Consider the following 18,165-nt stretch of genomic DNA (forward strand, 5'->3'; position numbering starts at 1 on the left):
GGGAAAGCGAGCGGCGTCATGAAGCACACACTCTCCGTCGTGGTGGAAGACCGCCCGGGCGCCCTGACGCGCATCACGACGATGTTCGCCCGGCGGGGCTTCAACATCGAGTCGCTGGCGGTCGGCCCCACCGAGCGCCCCGGTGTCTCGTGCATCACGCTCCGGGTCGACTGCACCCAGCACTCGCTGGAGCAGATCGAGAAGCAGATCCACAAGCTCGTCAACGTGCTCCGGGTGACGGAGCTCGTCGCCGGAGAGGCCGTCGAGCGCGAGCTGCTGGTCGCGCGCGTCTCGGCGCAGCCCGAGCGCCGGGCCGAGCTCGTCACGACGGCCGAGGCCCTCGGCGGCCGGCTCCTCGACGTCGGCCCCGACGGGGTCGTGCTCGAGCTGACCGGGACGCCCGAGGAGCTCGACGCGTTCCACGAGCTCTGCCACCCGTACGGTGTCGTCGACCTCGTCCGGACCGGCAGGATCGGCGTGCCACGCGCCTCCGGCAAGCGCCGCTCGCCGAGGCGGCTGGCCGCGATCAACTAGTTCGTCCGACCGAGCAAGCCCGCCCCCCACCAGAAAGGACACAGCTCATGGCGACGATCCTCCGTGACGGCGACCTCTCACTTCTCGACGGGACAGTGGCCGTCGTGGGTTACGGCAGCCAGGGCCACGCCCACGCGCTCAACCTCCACGACTCGGGCGTGCGGGTCGTCGTCGGGCTGCGGGAGGGCTCGAGCTCCTGGAGCGAGGCCGAGGAGGCCGGGCTCGAGGTGCGTCCGATCGCGGACGCCGTCCGCGGCGCACAGCTCGTCTCGCTCCTGCTGCCCGACCAGGTGCAGCCGCAGGTGTTCACGGAGTCGGTGGGGCCCGCCCTCGAGCCCGATGCCGCGGTCCTCTTCGCACACGGGTTCAACGTCCTCTACGGCCGCATCGCCCCGGCGACGGGCCACGACGTCGTCATGGTCGCGCCCAAGGGGCCCGGCCACGTCGTCCGCCGGCTGTTCACGGAGGGCTACGGGACGCCTGCGCTGATCGCGGTGGAGCAGGACGCGTCCGGCCGTGCGCGCGACCTCGCACTCGCCTACGCGGTGGGCATCGGCGCGGGACGCGCGGGGATCCTCGAGACGACGTTCCGCGAGGAGACCGAGACCGACCTGTTCGGCGAGCAGGCCGTTCTCTGCGGCGGCACGACCGAGCTGATCCGGGCGGGCTTCGAGACTCTCGTCGCGGCCGGGTACCAGCCCGAGGTCGCCTACTACGAGTGCCTCCACGAGCTGAAGCTGATCGTCGACCTGATCTGGGAGGGCGGTCTGCAGCACATGCGCTGGTCGATCTCCGACACCGCCGAGTTCGGCGACTACACCAGCGGGCCGCGCGTGATCGACTCACACGTGCGCGAGCGGATGCAGGGTGTCCTCGACGACATCCGCTCGGGCGAGTTCGCGAAGGTGTGGATCGCGGAGATGGAGAGCGGCGAGGCGGGCCTCCGCGGGCACCGGGCGGAAGCCGCGAACCAGCTGATCGAGCAGGTGGGCGAGGAGCTCCGCGCGCTCATGCGCCGCGAGGGCACGAGTGCAGTCCGTTGACGTTCCCGTAGCCCTCCTCGGCTACGGGACCGTCGGCGCCGCGGTGCACCGACTGCTCAGCGAGCAGGGAGACGAGATCGAGCGTGCGACCGGCCACCGCCTCCGGGTGGTGCGGGCGCTCGTCCGCGACCCTGCCCGCGAACGGGGCTTCGACGCCGGCCCCGGCGTGCTGACGACCGACTTCGACGCCGTGCTCGGCGATCGGTCGATCAGGCTCGTCGCCGAGGTGATGGGCGGTGTCGAGCCGGCGGGAGAGCACGTGCTGGCGCTGCTCCGGTCCGGCCGCTCGGTCGTGACCGCCAACAAGCAGCTCGTCGCGCGGCACGGCGCCGAGCTCTTCGACGCGGCGTCCACGGCCGGTGCCCAGCTGCGGTTCGAGGCGTCGGTGTGCGCCGCGATCCCCGTGATCAAGGTGCTGCGGGAGTCGCTCGTCGTGACGAACGTCCACCGCGTCGTCGGGATCGTCAACGGGACGACCAACTTCATCCTCTCGGCGATGAGCGAGGGACGCTCCTACGCGGACGCGCTCGCGGAGGCGCAGCGATTCGGGTACGCGGAGGCGGACCCGACCGACGACGTGGCCGGGCTGGACGCCGCCGCGAAGACCGCGATCCTGGCGACGGTCGCGTTCGGCTCCCGTGTCCCGCTCGAATGGGTGGCGGTCGACGGGATCGAGGCGGTGCGCGAGGAGCACATCGAGGCGGCGCGCGCGCTCGACATGAGGGTCAAGCTGCTCGGCCGGGCGACGCTCGCCCACGGCCGGGTGGACGTCCGGGTCGGCCCCGCCTTCGTCGACATCCATCACCCGCTCGCGGCGGTCGACGGCCCCTTCAACGCGGTGATGCTCCAGGGCGACGCGATCCGCGAGATCACCATGGAGGGCCCCGGCGCGGGGGGAATCGAGACGGCGAGCGCCGTCGTGGCCGACCTCGTCTCGATCGTCGGCACGACCGGCACCGGGTTCCTCCAGGGCGACCCGGTCTGGCGCCAGGTCGAGCGGATGCCGCCCGGCGACCTCGCCTCCCCGTGGTACCTGCGCCTCGAGGTCGAGGACCGCGCGGGCGTCCTCGCCCGCCTCGCCCAGGAGCTCGCGGTCGAGGGCGTGTCCGTCGCGCGGCTCGTCCAGCAGCCTTCGAACGGTCATGCGGTGCTCCACGTCGTCACCCACGAGGCCCCCGCGGGACGGGTCGAGGCAGCTCTCGCCGCGATCCGTGCGCTACCCGAGTCGCGCGGCGAGGCAAGCGCGCTCCCGGTGGTCTCCGAGCGCGGGATCGAGGAGCTCGGCTGGGCGTGAGCGGCGCCCGACCCACACCGAGCCTCTAGATTGCGGCGACGGTGACCGTGTCCCTGATCGAGCGGTTCCGCCGGGTGCTGCCCGTCACCGAGTCGACGCCCGTCGTCTCCCTCGGTGAGGGCTCGACCCCCCTGCTCGCCGCTCCGCGCCTGGCCGATGCGGGGGGTATCCGCGAGCTGTGGCTCAAGTGGGAGGCGTCGAACCCGACCGGCTCGTACAAGGACCGCGGGATGACGCTCGCCGTCTCGAAGGCAGTGGAGGAGGGGGCGGAAGCCGTGATCTGCGCGTCGACCGGCAACACGGCGGCCAGCGCCGCCGCGTACGCGGCGCGTGCGGGCCTCCCGGCGCTCGTGCTCACGCCGCAGGGCGCGGTCGCCGGGGCGAAGCTCGCGCAGACCCGGATGCTCGGCGCGACGGTGCTCGAGGTCCAGGGTGACTTCGACTCGGCGCTGTCGGCCGCGCAGGAGCTGGGCGGCCGCGGCAGCCACGTGCTGGTCAACTCGCTGAACCCGTACCGCCGCGAGGGTCAGAAGACGGCCGTGCTCGAGATCGTCGAAGAGCTCGGCGGACCCCCCGACGCCTTCGTGCTGCCCTACGGGGGAGGCGGCAACACGTCCGCCTACTCCCAGGCGCTGAGTGAGCTCGGTCTCGGAACGCCGATCGTGTCGGTCGAGGCGACGAACCGGAGGGAAACGCTCGCGACGGCGATCCGGATCGGCGACCCGGTACACGCCGAGGCCGTCCGGGCGTCCGGCGCGCGGGTCGTGCATGCCGACGACGACGAGCTGGTCGCCGCCTGGCTGCGGCTCGCCTCCGAGGAGGGCCTGTTCTGCGAGCCCTCGTCGGCAGCGGGCCTCGCTGCGGTGCTGCGCGGCGACGTCGAGGGCGACCGCCTCGTCGTCACGATCACCGGCCACGGCCTCAAGGACCCGGCGACCGCGGACCGCCTCGCGCCGGCGCCGGTCGAGGTCGAGCCGGACGCCGATGCGATCGCGGCCGCAGCCGGACGATGATCGTCCGCGCGCCCGCCACGTCAGCGAACCTCGGTCCCGCGTTCGACGCCGCCGCGGTCGCGCTCGACCTCTGGAACGAGCTCGAGCTGGCCGAGGGCGACGGCGTCGAGATCGAGGGCGAGGGCGCCGGCGAGCTCCCCGCCGACACGACGAACCTCGCCGTCCGCGCCTATGCGCTGCTGGCCGATCCCTCCGGAAAGAGGTTCCGGTTCTCGAACCGGATCCCCCTCGAACGAGGGCTGGGCTCGTCCGCGGCGGCGATCGCCCTCGGCCTCGCGGCCGCGCGCCCGGACGGCGACCCGGAGGAGCTGCTCGCAGCGGGGCTCGGCCTCGAGAGCCACGCGGACAACCTCGCGGCGGCCCTCTCCGGGGGCGTGACGGTCACGTGGGAGGGGCGGATCGCGCGGATCGCGGCGACGCTCCCCCTCGCCCCCGTCGCTCTCGTCCCGCGCGAGCGCACCTCGACGGAGGCCTCGCGGCGCTCGCTGCCGGCGAGCGTCCCGCACGCCGACGCCGCCGCCAACGCGGGTCGTGCGGCCCTGCTCGCCGCCGGTGCCGCGGTCGGCGACGCCGACCTCTTCGCCGCCGGGCTCGACGACCGGCTGCACGAGCCGTATCGGGGATCGCAGGCCCTGGAGGCCGTCAGGGCCGATCCTCCTGCCGGCGCCCGCGGCGCGACGCTCTCCGGCTCTGGGCCGACGGTGATCGTGTGGGCGGACGACGCACCGACCTGCGCGAGCTCTCTCGCCGAGCGCTTCCCCGACCACGACGTGCTCGTCCTCGGCGTCACTCCACGGGGCGCGCTGTGAGCATCCGCCTCTTCGACTGTCGCCCGCGAGCGGACTACGAGGTCGGGCACGTCCCGGGCGCCGTCCACCTCGATCCCGAGACGACGCTCTCGACGCCGAGCGCTGACCCGTCCATCGGTGGCCGTCATCCGCTGCCCGACCCGCACGCGCTCGGTGCCGCCTTCGCCGACGCCGGGATCGGGCCCGACACGTTCGTGCTCGCCCTCGACGAGGGCACCGGCTGGGCCGCGCGCTGCTGGTGGCTCCTCCGGCACCTCGGCCACGACGCCTGCGGCACCGTCGACATCCGCGCGTACAGCGGCCCGCTGGTGAGCGAGGCGCCGCGGCTCGAACGGGCTGCCTTCTTGCCGCGTGTCCGCGACGACGACCTGATCGATGCCGACGAGATCCTCGCGCGGCTCGACGACAGGTCGCTCGCGCTCCTCGACGCGCGCTCGCCGGAGCGCTGGCGCGGCGACGCGGAGCCGCTCGACCCGGTCGCCGGGCGCATCCCCGGTGCGCGGAACGCCTTCTTCGAGCTTCCCCTGCCCGACGACGCGACCGAGCCGCCCGAGCTGGTCGCGTACTGCGGCTCGGGCGTGACGGCGTGCGTCGTCGCGCAGAGGCTCGTCCTCGCCGGGCGCGAGGACGTCAGGCTCTACCCCGGCTCGTTCAGCGAGTGGTGCAGGAACCCGTCCAACCCGATCGAGAGAGGCGACCCGTGACGACTCCGTACGACAACCCGTCCGACCCCGCGAAGCGGCAGAGCGCCGCTCTGACCGACGGCCCCGATCGCGCGGGAGCTCGCGCGATGCTGAAGGGCACCGGCTTCAGCGACGACGACCTCGCGAAGCCGCTCGTCGGCGTCGGGACGACCTGGATCGAGACGATGCCCTGCAACCTCAACCAGCGGGACCTGGCGGTGCACGTCAAGCGCGGCGTCCGGGACGCGGGCGGCACGCCGATGGAGTTCAACACGATCGCGGTGTCGGACGGCGTCTCGATGGGGACGTCCGGGATGCGCGCCTCGCTGGTCTCGAGGGAAGTGATCGCCGACTCGATCGAGCTCGTGGCCCGCGGCCACCTGTTCGACGGGCTCGTCCAGCTCGTCGCGTGCGACAAGACCAATCCCGGCGCCGCGATGGCCGTCGGGCGCCTCGACATCCCCGCGGTCGTCTCCTACACGGGCTCGATCGCGCCGGGCGTCTACCGGCAGCGCGAGGTCTCGATCGGGGACGTGTACGAGGGGATCGGCGCTCATGCGGCCGGGAAGCTGAGCGACGCCGAGCTCCACGAGCTCGAGTCGGTCGCGTGCCCGGGGGCCGGCGCGTGCGGAGGACAGTTCACGGCCAACACGATGTCCACGATCCTCGACTTCCTCGGCCTCTCGCCGTTCGGCACGAACGGCATCCCGGCGATGCACCGCGCCAAGGAGGAGGCCGCGTACGAGATCGGCCGGCTCGCGGTGCAGCTCGTGCGCGAGAACGTCACGCCGCGCTCGTTCGTCACGAAGGAGTCGTTCGAGAACGCCGTCGCGTCGGTCGCCGCGACCGGCGGCTCGACGAACGCCGTCCTGCACCTCGTCGCGATCGCGCGCGACTTCGGGATCGACTTCACGATCGACGACTTCGAGCGGATCTCGGCGCGAACGCCGATCGTGGCGGACATGAAGCCGTGGGGCCGCTGGCATGCGAACGACATGTACGCGGCGGGCGGCGTGGCCGTGGTGGCCCGGGAGCTGAAGAAGGCCGGCCTCCTCCACGAGAGCGCTCGGAGCGTCGACGGCAAGACGCTCGGCGAGCACGCCGACGCCGCGGTGGAGGCGGAGGGGCAGAACGTGATCTTCCCGATCGAGGCTCCGCTGAAGGCGCGCGGGGGCGTCGCGGTGCTCTACGGCAACCTCGCGCCCGAGGGCTGCGCCGTCAAGCTGGCCGGCCATGACCGCACGGTGCACCGCGGCCCCGCGCGCGTGTTCGACTCCGAGGAGGCGTGCTTCGCGGCCGTCAAGGCCGGCGCGATCGCCCCGGGCGACGTCGTCGTGATCCGCTACGAGGGCCCGCACGGCGGGCCGGGGATGCGGGAGATGCTCCACGTCACGGGCGCGATCGTGGGCGAGGGGCTGTCCGACTCGGTCGCCCTGATCACCGACGGCCGGTTCTCGGGCGCGACGCACGGCTTCATGGTCGGCCACGTCGCTCCCGAGGCCTCGAAGGGCGGCCCCATCGCGGCGCTGCGCGAGGGCGACACGATCGTGATCGACGTCGACAGGCACGTCTTGGACGTGGAGCTGAGCGACGAGGTGCTGGCTGCCCGGCTGGCGGACTGGGTGGAGCCCGAGCCGCGCTACCGCCGCGGCGCGCTGGCGAACTACGCAACCCTCGTCGCCTCGGCGTCCCACGGGGCCGTGACCTTGTCGCGCTACGAGGCCGCTGCCTAGCGCAGCGTCGGAGCTCAGGGCCGGTTGTCGCGCGGATCCCAGAGCGGGATCGCCGCGGAGGCCTCGTAGGCCATGCCCTTCGGGTAGCTGATCAGCTCGACGTACGTTCCGAACGGGGCGCGGAAGTAGTTGATCGACTGCCCGGCCGCGGGCCCGTCTGTGACGGCCAGCGGGCCGAGGAGCTTCTGCGCTCCGAGCGCCTGCATGCGCGCGACAGCCTTGTCGATGTGACGCACGTAGAAGGCGACGTGCTTGCCGCCGTAGTCGGAGTTCCTGCGGAACGTCCGGTCCTGGTCGGGCGAGCTGTACTGGAAGAGCTCCACACTGGGGCCGTCGCCGCAACGGACGTGCTGGATGCGCTCCACGACGGCCCGCGGGTGGACGTCCAGCAGATCCTGGATGAACGTGCCCGTCGGGTCGCTGAACGGCCCGAAGGCGAGCGGCGAGGAGCATCCGAGCACGCGCTCGAACCACTCGACGGCAGCCGGCACGCTCGGCACGGTGATGCCGGCGTGGTCGACCCCGAGCAGGCCGGGCACGCTGGTCACGGTCGGTGACGTCCCGTTGCGCTTCGGCGACCAGAGCGGGCGGCCCGGGTCGCGCTCGTACGCCATCCCGTTCGGGTAGCTGATCAGCTCGACGTAGGTGCCGAACGGCGTGCGGAAGTAGTTGATCGACTGGCCCGCGGCGGGGCCGTCGGTCACGGGCAGCGGCCCGAGGAACTTCTGCGCGCCCCTCGAGGTCATGTAGGCGACGGCCGCGTCGATGTCCGTCACGTAGAACGCGATGTGGTGCCCGGCCCAGTCGGAGTTCCGCGGGAACGTCTTCCGCTGGTCCGGCGCGCTGTACTCGAAGAGCTCGATGTTCGCGCTGCGGCCGCACCGCACCATCGTGATCTGGTGGATCACCGCCCGCGGGTCGACGTCGAGCAGGTCCTGCATGAACGTCCCCGTCGGATCTCCGAACGGCCCGAATGTGAGCGGCGCGACGCAGCCCATCACGTCCTCGAACCAGGCGATCGCCTCGTCGATGTCGGGCACGGTGATCCCGACGTGGTCCATCCCGACCAGGCCGAGCTGCCCATTCGCCTGGCCCGGTGCGCCTGCCCCGGTGTCGGCGGCGGGGGCAGAGGCCGCGGCGAACGTCGCCAGAGCGGCGGCGCAGACGAGCACGAGCGCGGCGAGCCCGGCGCGCGTCGGGCGTGCCGTCGCTCTCCCTCTCGTCGCGACACGGTCGGCTGACATGTCACCCGCGAGCCTAGGACGACGCGCCGGCGGTGTCAAACGAGGCGTCCGAACGAGGTTAGGCAATCACGGACGCGAGCCGATAGAGTGGGAGACGGCGCGGGACTCGTCCCGCTCCACATCGAGAGAGGCTGAGGGACCGGCCCTGTGACGCCTCGGCAACCCCCCTCGAGAGAGGGCACGGTGCCAAACCCGGACGGATGTGTCGAGCGAACGAAGGAGGTTCCACCCGTGTCAGCCCTCTCCCTCTCCTGCCGGGTCTGCGGCACCGAGCACCCCCTCGAGGCCGTGGGAACCTGCTCCCGCTGCTTCGGCCCGCTCGACCCGGTGTACGACTGGGACCGGCTCCGCGCCAGCGTGACCCGCGAGCGGCTTGCCGCCGGGCCGCAGTCCCTCTGGCGCTACGCCGACCTGCTCCCCGTCGACGCTCCCGAGGAGCCGCGCCTCGCCCCCGGCCTCACGCCGCTCGTCCCCGCGCCTCGCCTCGCAGAGGAGCTGGGCGTCCGGGAGCTCTGGCTGAAGCTCGACACGGCCAACCCGACCCACTCCTTCAAGGACCGGGTCGTGGCCGTCGCGGCCCGAAAGGCCCAGGAGCTCGGGCTGACGACGCTGTCCTGCTCGTCGACCGGGAACCTCGCGGGCGCCGTCGCCGCGCGTGCGGCGGCCGAGGGGATGGATGCCGCGGTGTTCGTCCCGGCCGACCTCGAGCCGGAGAAGCTCGCGTCCGCCGCCGCGTACGGGCCGACGATCTACGCCGTCGACGGGCACTACGACCACTGCTCGCGCCTGTCCGTCGAGCTGTCGTTCGAGCTGCCCTGGGGCTTCGTCAACGTCAACCTGCGCTCGTACTACGCCGAGGGCTCGAAGACGCTCGCCTATGAACTCGCCGAGCAGCTCGGCTGGCGCGCGCCGGACGTCGTCGCGATCCCGATCGCCTCGGGCGCGCTCTTCCACAAGGTCGGCCAGGGCTTCGCGGAGCTCCGCTCGCTCGCCCTGCTCGATGGGCCGGCGCCGCGCCAGGTCGGCGGTCAGGCCGAGGGCTGCGAGCCGGTCGCGACGGCGTTCCGCGAGGGAGCGCCGGTCACGCCGGTGCGCCCCGACTCGATCGCGCGCTCGCTCGCGATCGGCAATCCCGCAGACGGCGACTTCGCCGTCGCCACGGCGCGCGAGACGGGCGGCTCGATCCACTCCGTGGCGGAGGACGCGGTCGGGGAGAACATGGCGCTCCTCGCGCGGACGACGGGGGTGTTCGGCGAGACCGCGACCGGCGTGACGCTCGGCGCGCTGCGGGCCGCCGTGGACGCGGGCGAGGTGGGCCGCGACGACCGCGTGGTGCTGCTCGTGACGGGGGACGGGCTGAAGACGCTCGGTCCCGTCTCCTTCACCTTCGCGCCGGTGCACATCGCGGCCGATGCGGACGCGTTCCTCGACGACGTGCTCGAGGCAGCCTGAGGGGACTGCGCCTCGATCGGTTGCCGCGGTAGCCTTGACGGAGATGGGCAGGACGCTGTTCGAGAAGGTGTGGGACCCCCACGTCGTCCTGGAGCGGGAAGGCGAGCCGACACTCCTCTACGTCGACCTGCACCTCGTCCACGAGGTCACGTCCGCGCAGGCATTCGAGGGGCTTCGGCTCTCCGGCCGTACCGTGAGGCGCCCCGAGCGGACGGTCGCGACGATGGACCACAACGTGCCGACGCTCCCCGGGCCCGTGACCGACCCGCTGGCGAAGGCCCAGCTCGACGCGCTGCGCGCGAACACGCACGAGTTCGGCGTCCGCCTCTACGGCACCGGCTCCGGACACGAAGGGATCGTCCACGTGATCGGGCCGGAGCTCGGGCTGACGCAGCCCGGCAAGACGGTCGTCTGCGGCGACAGCCACACCTCCACGCACGGCGCCTTCGGCGCGCTCGCCTTCGGGGTCGGCACCTCGGAGGTCGAGCACGTCCTCGCGACGCAGACGATCGCGCTCCCCCGCCCCCGCACGATGCTCCTCGAGCTCGTGGGGACGCTGCCTTCCGGCCTGACGGCGAAGGACCTCATCCTCGGTGCGATCGGCCAGGTCGGCGTGGACGGCGGCGTGGGCCACGTTGTCGAGTACGCGGGCGAGCCGATCCGCGCGCTCTCGATGGAGCAGCGCATGACCGTCTGCAACATGTCGATCGAGTGGGGCGCGCGCGCGGGAATGATCGCTCCGGACGAGACCACCTTCGCGTACCTCGAGGGCCGCGAGTTCGCCCCGCAGGGAGCGGACTGGGAGCGGGCCGTCGAGGACTGGCGCTCGCTCGCGAGCGACCCGGACGCGACCTACGACGAGCACGTGATCGTGGACGTGGCCGAGCTGGTCCCGCAGGTCACCTGGGGCACGAACCCGGGGATGGTGGTCCCCGTGACCGGCTCCGTCCCCGACCCCGCGTCGTTCGAGGACCCCGACGACCGCGCCGCGGCCGAGCGGGCGCTCGCCTACATGGATCTCCGGCCGGGAGAGCGGATCGAGGACATCCGGATCGACCGTGTGTTCATCGGCTCCTGCACGAACTCCCGGATCGAGGACCTGCGCGCCGCCGCCACGGTCGTGGAGGGCCGCAGGATCGACTCGCGCGTGACGGCGCTCGTGGTGCCCGGCTCCGCGCAGGTGCGCCGCCAGGCCGAGGAGGAGGGCCTCGACCGCATCTTCCTGGATGCGGGCTTCGAGTGGCGGCTGGCCGGCTGCTCGATGTGCCTGGGGATGAACCCCGACGTGCTCGCGCCGGGCGAGCGGTGCGCGTCCACGTCGAACCGGAACTTCGAGGGCCGCCAGGGCCGCGGCGGGCGAACGCACCTCGTCAGCCCGCAGATGGCCGCCGCGGCCGCGCTCCACGGCCACTTCGTCGACGTCCGCACGCTCGAGCGCGAGCCCGTCCCGGCATGAAGGCGCTGCAGCGCGTCACCGGCCGTGTGGCGATCATCGACCGGCCCGACGTCGACACCGACCAGATCGTCCCGAAGCAGTTCCTGAAGCGGATCGAGCGGACGGGCTACGGGGAGTTCCTCTTCAGGGACTGGCGCTTCGACGAGGACGGCAGAGAGCGGCCCGGTTTCGAGCTCAACCGGCCCGAGTTCCGCGATGCGTCGATCCTGCTCGCGGGGCGCAACTTCGGGTGCGGCTCCTCTCGCGAGCACGCCGCGTGGGCGTTGCAGGACTACGGCATCGATGCGGTGGTCGCGCCCTCGTTCGGCGACATCTTCCGGACGAACGCTGGGAAGATCGGGTTGCTCGCGATCGTGCTGCCGGACGCCGACGTCGAGCGGCTCATGGAGAGCGTCGACCTCGACACGGGCACCGAGATGACCGTCGACCTCGAGCGCCTCGTGATCGTCGCCCCCGACGGTCGCGAGGTGCCGTTCGAGTTCGACGAGTCCACGCGTCACAGGATCCTCAACGGACTCGACGAGATCGCCCTGACGCTGCAGCACGAGGACGCGATCACCGCCTACGAGACGGCTCACGGCATCGCGTGACCCTCGTCGCGGTCCTGCCGGGGGACGGGATCGGGCCCGAGGTCGCCGCCGAGGCGATCCGCGTGCTCGACGCGCTCGGGATCGAGCACGCCGAGCACGCGTTCGGCGGCAACGCGATCCTCGCCGATGGCACTCCCCTGCCCGACCAGACGCTGGAGGCGTGCCGAGCGGCCGACGCCGTGCTGCTCGCCGCCGTCGGGCTGCCCGAGCTCGAGGGCAGACCGGTCCGCCCGGAGCAGGGGCTGCTGGGGCTCCGTCGAGAGCTCGGCGTCTACGCGAACCTCCGGCCGGCGAGCGCGGACGGGATCGACCTCGTGATCGTGCGCGAGCTCGTCGGCGGCCTGTACTTCGGCGCGAAGGGGACGCGCGACGACGGCACGTGGTTCGACACGTGCGAGTACTCGCGGCCGGAGGTCGAGCGCATCGCGCGTCGCGCGTTCGAGATCGCCCGCGAGCGCCGTGGGCGGCTGACGTCGGTCGACAAGGTGAACGTGCTCCACACCTCACGGCTCTGGCGGGACGTCGTCTCGGAGCTGGGGGCGTCCGAGTACGGCGACGTGCCGCTCGACCACGCGCTCGTCGACTCGTTCGCGATGACCGTCGTCACCGCGCCCGAGACGATCGACGTCGTCGTCACGGAGAACACCTTCGGCGACATACTCTCCGACGTCGCCGCGGCGGTCACCGGCGGCCTCGGTGTCGCGGCCTCGGCGTCGCTCGGAGACGAACCGCCCGGGCTGTTCGAGCCCGTGCACGGCTCCGCGCCGCAGATCGCCGGTCAGGGGATCGCGAACCCGGCGGCCATGCTCCGCTCGACCGCGCTCATGCTCCGCCACGGGCTCGGGCGTCCGGACGAGGCGGAGGCGCTCGAGCGGGCGGTCGAGACGGGCTTGCGCGACGCGCCGACGCCCGACCTCGGAGGCACGGCCACCACCCGTGGCATGGGCGACGCCGTCCTGCGGGCCCTCGAGGGCTAGGAGCGCGGTGCGGACCCTTCGAAGAGGCAGCGCACCTTGACGCAGACCGACAACACCGTCGCCTACCCGGGCCGCGAGGGCGCCCACAGCGCGGCCGCCTGCGACCGGTTGTTCCCCGCCGCCCGGCTCGTCGCGCAGGCGTCGTTCCAGGACGTCGTGGACGCGGTCACCTCGCGCGCGTGCACCTACGGCGTGCTCCCGATCGAGAGCTCGCTCGTCGGGCCGGTGAACGAGACGCACGACCTGCTCTACGACTCGGCGCTCTCGATCGTCGCGGAGGCGATCCTGCCGATCCGACACTGCCTGGTCGGGCCGCAGGCGATCCCGCTCGAGGACGTCCGCGAGATCCGCTCGCACGCGGTCGCTCTCGACCAGTGCCGGCGCCTGCTCTCGTCGATGCCGTGGGCGACCGCCGTGGTGGCACCCACCACCGGCGACGCGGCCGCCGCCGTCGCGGAGCTCGGCGACCCCACGGTCGTCGCGATCGCCAGCGGACGCGCGGCGCGGATGCACTCGCTCGCCGTGATCAGCGACGACGTCGGCGACCACGAGGCGTACACGCGCTTCGCCGCGCTCGCGCCGTACACCCGCCTCGACCGGCGGCACGGCGAGTGGCGCACCGCGCTGACCTTCGAGACGCATCACCGTCCGGGTGCGCTCCACCGTGCGATCGAGCCGCTGGCGCGTCGCAAGATCGACATGGTGCAGCTCGTCTCGCGCCCCATCCCCTCCCGGCCGTTCGACTACCGCTTCGACTGCGTGCTCGGTGGGCACCCGCTCGACGACGAGGTCGCGGCCGCGCTGGTCGAGATGCAGGCCGAGACGGCGCGGTTGCGCGTGTTCGGCTCCTACCGGGCCGATCGCGACGAGGGGTGGGAGACGGTCGCGGCCTGATCGGGCCTATGCGGCCTCGGCCGCGATCCCGCTGCGTGCGTGCTCGAGCGCGGGGAGGTACTGGAGCCACGCGTCGGGCACGCGGTGGAGCGCCAGGCTGATGAACAGCACCGGCGAGGGCGCGCGCGGAGGACGGGGGAGGTGCATGTGCGTCTCCTCCAGCAGCCGATCGCCCTTGCGGAGGTTGCACGGGCTGCACGCCGTGACCACGTTCTCCCAGACCGAGTCCCCGCCGCGCGACCGGGGCACGACGTGGTCGAGAGTCAGCCGCGACGAGTGGTCCCCGCAGTAGACACAGCGCCAGCCGTCACGGGCGAACAGCGCCCGCCGGGAGATGCGTCGCTTGACCGACCTCGGCACGCGGACATAGGTGACGAGACGGATCACGTGTGGGCGCGTGTACGTGTTCGTAGCGGTGCGGATCGGCTCGTCGAGCCGCTCCACGACCTCGGCCTTCCCCTTCCAGACGAGCACGTGCGCACGACGAGTCGAGCACACGTTCAGAGGCTCGAAGCTGGCGTTCAGGACGAGCACGTGCTGCACGGCGCGAGCGTAGCATCGGCGCCTCCGCGAGCACCCCCCGGAAAGCTCTCTGTGGAGGCATTTTCGCGGCTCGACCGTGCGCAGTGGGAGGGCGCCGACTTCGCCGGCCGGGGCTCGCGCGCGTGTTCCCGACCACGCTGCCGCTGACGTCTCCGGCGCGTCGCTGAGCGTGCGCGACCGGAGGGGATAGTGCGAGAGCACAGACCCGGAGAGGCGCGGGCGCTCAGCGGCGCGAGCGTCCGGCGGAGGCCGGCTCCGCCGGCCGGGAGCCGGACGCGGCCGGTGGCGTCAGCGGGCCATCGCCCGTTCGACGGCTTCGGCTTCCTCGGGGGAGAGGGCGTGCGAGGGCCTTCCTCGCTCCAGCTCCTTCACGTAGACGCGTGCGTAGTCGCGGCCCTGGATCGCCGTCACCACCGTGCCGGTGCGCGTCGAGTCGAGGAACGCGAACGAGGCGGACTGCCGGCCTCCCGCGTCCTGATAGGCGTCGTAGCGCACGACGGAGGTGTTGGTCACCGACCCGTCCACCCGCCGGTCGACCCGCGTGAGGCCGGCCGCGACCTCGTCGACGGCGCGGTGAAGGTCGTCGATCCTGCCCTGCAGCGAGACCGCGAAGTCGACGACGTCCGAGGTCGACCCGCCGAGGATCGCGCGCTGCCCGCGGCGCAAGACCCGAACCTGCCGCCAGGCCGCGAGCGTTGCGAGCAGCGCGAGGATCGAGACCGCGACCGCGGCGACGGCCACCCCGAGCTCGAGGCTCACGAGCCGACCCGTCGGCTCGTGAGTGGGGAGGGGGCGTGGGGGAACCGGGAGGTTGGCCCACACGAGAGGAGGAGAAGGGGGCACGTGGGGGAAACAGGGTTTCCCCCGCGGGAGCGAGCCGCAGGCGAGCGACTCACGACGGCTCGAGCGTGAACACGACCGGGTACTCAGCCGTGTTGTTGCCGGTGTTCGTCTCCCCTGCGACGGGCTCGACGGTCACCTGCACGGTGGTGTTCTCGCCGAACGGGAAGTCCGGGAAGTCGGAGAACGTCACGGTCTTCGTCTCGCCGGGGTCGATCACGTCGATCGTCCCGGTCTTCGCGATCGCCGTCGGCTGCGCCGGGATCGTGAGCTTGACCTTGACGCCGACCTCCTGGTTCTCGCCCGAGTTGGTCACGCCGACCTCGAAGGCGAGGTCGGTCGAGATCGTGATCTTCGTCTCCGTCGTGGTGGAGAGCTGGACGCCGGCGGGCTGGACCTCGGTGTACGCGAGGGCGCTGCCGTGCAGCCCGCCGGGAGTGCCTCCGGTCGACGCGCCGTGCACGCGCTGCCAGATCGAGCTCATCGAGCGGGCCGTGTAGAGGTCGGGGTTCTCGACGAACACCGAGGCGGGAGCGTTGAGGCCCTCGACGCCCTCGGTCGTCATCGTCGCGGTCGCCGTGCCCTGGAAGAGGTCTCTCCAGACGACGTCGCTTGCCTCGAGCCGGGTGCCGTGCGCGGCGAGCTGCTGGCCCGCCGCGGTCTGGTCGTCGGTGTCCTTCGTCGCACGGAACGTGTCGAGCATGCCCTGCAGGCCGGTGACCCGGAGCTCGAGCGCCTGCACCGCATAGGCGTGGGCCGGCGTCAGCGGGCCCGGTGGATCGAGATCGCGTGCCCGCTCCACGTCCAGCTGCTGTCTCTGGACGAACCCGCCGAGCTTCGTCTCGAGCTCGGTCTGCGCGAGCCCGGGCGTCGTGAGGAGGGTCGCGAGGTCGGCGCCGACCTTCGCCGAGTCCCTCCCCACCTCGCCGACGTCGCCGAGGTAGGCGGAGTAGGTGGTTTGGTCGTCCTCGGCGGCGCAGCCCTGGACCCAGATGGCGAGCAGCACCACGACGAGGATCGCGAGCGCGACGAGACCTGCGAGACGGAGAAGCGGCGTGATCCCGTGCGGCGCGCGGAACTGGGGCCGACGAGGCCCTCCCCCGCCGCCGCGCGGGCCGTCGCCGCCGGGCGGCCGCGTCCCACCGGGCCGGGTCGTCGGGGCAAGCTCGCGCGTCTCGTCGTCGACGAAGTCGAAGTCGAGGATGTCGTCGTCGTGCACGGTCACGTTGGTCCCCGCCGGGCCCGGTGACGCTCGACGAGTCCTGTCCCGCCGAACGGCCTGACGCGGCCGAGTGTACGGGAGATTCGGCGGCGGAGGACGTTCACCTTGAGCGCCGAAGGACGAGACCCGGTGTCGTCCGCTGCCTTCGCCCTACCCGACCGAGCGCTCGTCCTCGACCGCTATCGGCCCCTGAAGCCGCTCGGGCGAGGGGGCTCGGGCTCCGTGTGGCTCGCGCGCGACGAGCGGACCGGCCTCGACGTCGCGCTGAAGATCGTCCCCCGAGAGGGCAAGCGAGCGGCGCGCGCCGCGCGCGAGATGGAGGCCGCGTCCCGCCTGCGCCACGAGCGCTGCGTGAGGGCCTACGACTTCGGCGAGGACCCCGGGCACGTCTACATCGCATACGAGTACCTTCGCGGCCGCACGCTGCGCGAGACGCTCCGCGCCGACGGGCTCGACGACGCGGCCGCCGTCGAGGTCGCCGCCCAGGTGCTCGACGGGCTGGCCCACGCCCATCGCAGCGGGATCGTCCATCGCGACGTGAAGCCCTCGAACGTGCTCGTGGAGGAGGGAGAGTCGATCTCGGTCCGGGTGCTCGACTTCGGTCTCGCGCAGTTCGACGAGGCGGACACCCTCACCGCCGTCGGCGACGTTCCCGGAACGCTCGCCTACATCGCCCCGGAGCGCCTCGGCGGCGAGGAGGCCTCCGAGCGGAGCGACGTCTGGGCGGTGGGCGTGATGCTGTGGGAGTCCCTCGCCGGCAGCCATCCGTTCTGGGGCGTGCCCCTCCCCGACGTCGCGTCGACGATCGCAGCGGGCGCGCCGCCGCTCTCGGCACGCCGTGGCGACCTGCCTCGGCGACTCCTCGCGGCGGTCGACGGCGCTCTCTCCGTCGACCCGGCGAAGCGTCCCACCGCCGCGTGGCTCGCCGCCGAGCTCCGCGAGGCGTTCGTCGTGCCGCGACCGCGGCCCGACCGGAGACGTGATACGGCCCGCAAGGGCAGGTCGGCGCCCCGTGCACGGCCCGCGGCCGCCGCGCTTCCGGCCCGCGAGCGCCTCGTCCCCGCAGGGCTGGCCGCGTTCGCCACGGCGGTCGGCGGCTCCCTGCTGCCCTTCTGGCCGACCCCGGCGCTCGCCGCGCTCGCGGTCGTGGCCGCGCTGACCACGCTCCGGGCTCCGCGCCTCGGGCTCGCGCTGGCGCTCGCGACCCCCGTCTTCGCCCTCGGGAACGTGGCGCTGGCCGCCGCCCTCGTGTACGGCGCGCTCGCGCTCGGCTGGCTCGCGGTGACGTGGCGCGATGCGCGTGCGGGGCTCGCCTTCTGGGCCGGTCCGGTCCTCGCGTCGATCGGTCTGCTGGCGCTCCTCCCGCTCGCGGTGCAGCCCGCGCGCGGCGCCTGGCGGCGGGGGCTGCAGGCAGGAGCCGGTGTGCTCACCGCGGCCGCCGTGGCAGGCCTCACCGGGAGCGCCCTCCCGCTCGGAGGCGTCGTCGTCGGCGACCTCGGGATCGCGCAGACCGAGCGGCCCACCGACGTGCTCCACGCGCTCGGCACGGTGCTGAGCGCGAGCCCCGGGCTCGCGACCACCGCGCTCGCGCTGGCGCTCGTCGCGATCCTGCTTCCGCGCGCGGCGGCGCGCGGGCCGTGGGGCATCGCCTGCCTGGGCGCCCTCCAGGTGACGCTGGTGCTCGCGTGGGCTCCGTCGATCCCGTGGCCCGGCTTCGTCTTCGGTACGTGGCTCCTCTGCGGCCTGCTCGCGGTACGGCCGTTTCTCGCGGTGCGACCGCTTCTCGCGACGATCGCCCGTCGCGGTGCTCGCTAGACTCGTTCGGGGGAGGCGCCCCG

At 72.9% G+C, this 18,165-nt stretch carries 17 protein-coding genes, 1 pseudogene and 1 riboswitch; of the genes and pseudogenes, 13 read left to right on the forward strand and 5 right to left on the reverse strand.

Features of this window, described 5'->3' with window-relative positions:
- Positions 1–18: 18 nt before the first annotated feature.
- The 7 genes from ilvN to ilvD are packed head-to-tail and all read left to right on the forward strand — an operon-like array spanning position 19 to position 7,109.
- Positions 19–534: an acetolactate synthase small subunit gene (ilvN, locus tag VFO26_RS00245; RefSeq protein WP_325112853.1), complete on the forward strand. Its 516-nt coding sequence runs from the start codon at positions 19–21 to the stop codon at positions 532–534.
- Positions 535–581: 47 nt separating this feature from the next.
- Entirely contained in the window at positions 582–1,577 is a 996-nt protein-coding gene (gene ilvC / locus VFO26_RS00250) for a ketol-acid reductoisomerase (protein WP_325112854.1), read from the forward strand.
- On the forward strand, positions 1,564–2,871 hold the full coding sequence (locus VFO26_RS00255) for a homoserine dehydrogenase (RefSeq protein ID WP_325112855.1): 1,308 nt from the start codon (positions 1,564–1,566) through the stop codon (positions 2,869–2,871). The genes ilvC and VFO26_RS00255 overlap by 14 nt, the downstream gene beginning before the upstream one ends.
- Positions 2,872–2,912: 41 nt before the next feature.
- The gene (gene thrC / locus VFO26_RS00260) at positions 2,913–3,884 is read left to right on the forward strand and encodes a threonine synthase (protein WP_325112856.1); all 972 of its coding nucleotides are present in this window, start codon (positions 2,913–2,915) and stop codon (positions 3,882–3,884) included.
- Positions 3,881–4,693 carry a hypothetical protein gene (locus VFO26_RS00265; RefSeq protein WP_325112857.1) on the forward strand — a complete coding sequence of 271 codons (813 nt, stop codon included), beginning with the start codon at positions 3,881–3,883 and terminating at the stop codon, positions 4,691–4,693. The genes thrC (VFO26_RS00260) and VFO26_RS00265 overlap by 4 nt, the downstream gene beginning before the upstream one ends.
- The gene (locus VFO26_RS00270; RefSeq protein ID WP_325112858.1) at positions 4,690–5,397 is read left to right on the forward strand and encodes a sulfurtransferase; all 708 of its coding nucleotides are present in this window, start codon (positions 4,690–4,692) and stop codon (positions 5,395–5,397) included. Before VFO26_RS00265 ends, VFO26_RS00270 begins: the two co-directional genes overlap by 4 nt.
- Complete coding sequence (ilvD, locus tag VFO26_RS00275; RefSeq protein WP_325112859.1) at positions 5,394–7,109, forward strand: dihydroxy-acid dehydratase; 1,716 nt, start codon at positions 5,394–5,396, stop codon at positions 7,107–7,109. Before VFO26_RS00270 ends, ilvD begins: the two co-directional genes overlap by 4 nt.
- 14 nt (positions 7,110–7,123) lie before the next feature.
- On the opposite strand, the gene VFO26_RS17955 is transcribed toward ilvD, so the two are convergent.
- Together VFO26_RS17955 and VFO26_RS17960 are read right to left on the reverse strand one after the other, a co-directional pair.
- The gene (locus tag VFO26_RS17955) at positions 7,124–7,657 is read right to left on the reverse strand and encodes a VOC family protein (RefSeq protein WP_414653035.1); all 534 of its coding nucleotides are present in this window, start codon (positions 7,655–7,657) and stop codon (positions 7,124–7,126) included.
- A 21-nt stretch (positions 7,658–7,678) separates the two neighbouring features.
- Positions 7,679–8,170, reverse strand: a pseudogene (locus tag VFO26_RS17960) (VOC family protein); the annotation flags it as partial.
- A gap of 298 nt (positions 8,171–8,468) precedes the next feature.
- A riboswitch (SAM riboswitch) is annotated at positions 8,469–8,560 on the forward strand.
- A gap of 24 nt (positions 8,561–8,584) precedes the next feature.
- Here VFO26_RS17960 and thrC (VFO26_RS00285) point away from each other — a divergent pair.
- The 5 genes from thrC (VFO26_RS00285) to VFO26_RS00305 are packed head-to-tail and all read left to right on the forward strand — an operon-like array spanning position 8,585 to position 13,722.
- Positions 8,585–9,805 carry a threonine synthase gene (gene thrC / locus VFO26_RS00285; RefSeq protein ID WP_325112861.1) on the forward strand — a complete coding sequence of 407 codons (1,221 nt, stop codon included), beginning with the start codon at positions 8,585–8,587 and terminating at the stop codon, positions 9,803–9,805.
- A gap of 43 nt (positions 9,806–9,848) precedes the next feature.
- Entirely contained in the window at positions 9,849–11,261 is a 1,413-nt protein-coding gene (gene leuC, locus VFO26_RS00290) for a 3-isopropylmalate dehydratase large subunit (RefSeq protein ID WP_325112862.1), read from the forward strand.
- Entirely contained in the window at positions 11,258–11,851 is a 594-nt protein-coding gene (gene leuD / locus VFO26_RS00295) for a 3-isopropylmalate dehydratase small subunit (protein WP_325112863.1), read from the forward strand. Before leuC ends, leuD begins: the two co-directional genes overlap by 4 nt.
- Complete coding sequence (gene leuB, locus VFO26_RS00300; RefSeq protein ID WP_325112864.1) at positions 11,848–12,828, forward strand: 3-isopropylmalate dehydrogenase; 981 nt, start codon at positions 11,848–11,850, stop codon at positions 12,826–12,828. Before leuD ends, leuB begins: the two co-directional genes overlap by 4 nt.
- A 36-nt stretch (positions 12,829–12,864) precedes the next feature.
- Positions 12,865–13,722 carry a prephenate dehydratase gene (locus tag VFO26_RS00305; RefSeq protein WP_325112865.1) on the forward strand — a complete coding sequence of 286 codons (858 nt, stop codon included), beginning with the start codon at positions 12,865–12,867 and terminating at the stop codon, positions 13,720–13,722.
- Between the two features lie 6 nt (positions 13,723–13,728).
- Here VFO26_RS00305 and VFO26_RS00310 read toward each other — a convergent pair whose 3' ends face one another.
- The 3 genes from VFO26_RS00310 to VFO26_RS00320 all read right to left on the reverse strand — a co-directional run bounded on the left by VFO26_RS00310 (position 13,729) and on the right by VFO26_RS00320 (position 16,330).
- The gene (locus VFO26_RS00310; protein ID WP_325112866.1) at positions 13,729–14,265 is read right to left on the reverse strand and encodes an HNH endonuclease; all 537 of its coding nucleotides are present in this window, start codon (positions 14,263–14,265) and stop codon (positions 13,729–13,731) included.
- Between the two features lie 288 nt (positions 14,266–14,553).
- Complete coding sequence (locus VFO26_RS00315) at positions 14,554–15,024, reverse strand: DUF4446 family protein (protein WP_325112867.1); 471 nt, start codon at positions 15,022–15,024, stop codon at positions 14,554–14,556.
- A gap of 133 nt (positions 15,025–15,157) precedes the next feature.
- Entirely contained in the window at positions 15,158–16,330 is a 1,173-nt protein-coding gene (locus tag VFO26_RS00320) for a CARDB domain-containing protein (protein ID WP_325112868.1), read from the reverse strand.
- A gap of 126 nt (positions 16,331–16,456) precedes the next feature.
- Between VFO26_RS00320 and VFO26_RS00325 the strand changes: the two genes are divergently transcribed.
- Complete coding sequence (locus VFO26_RS00325) at positions 16,457–18,142, forward strand: serine/threonine-protein kinase (protein WP_325112869.1); 1,686 nt, start codon at positions 16,457–16,459, stop codon at positions 18,140–18,142.
- The last annotated feature ends 23 nt before the right edge of the window (positions 18,143–18,165 follow it).

The organism is Gaiella sp. (genome assembly GCF_035710885.1).
GTDB lineage: Bacteria > Actinomycetota > Thermoleophilia > Gaiellales > Gaiellaceae > Gaiella.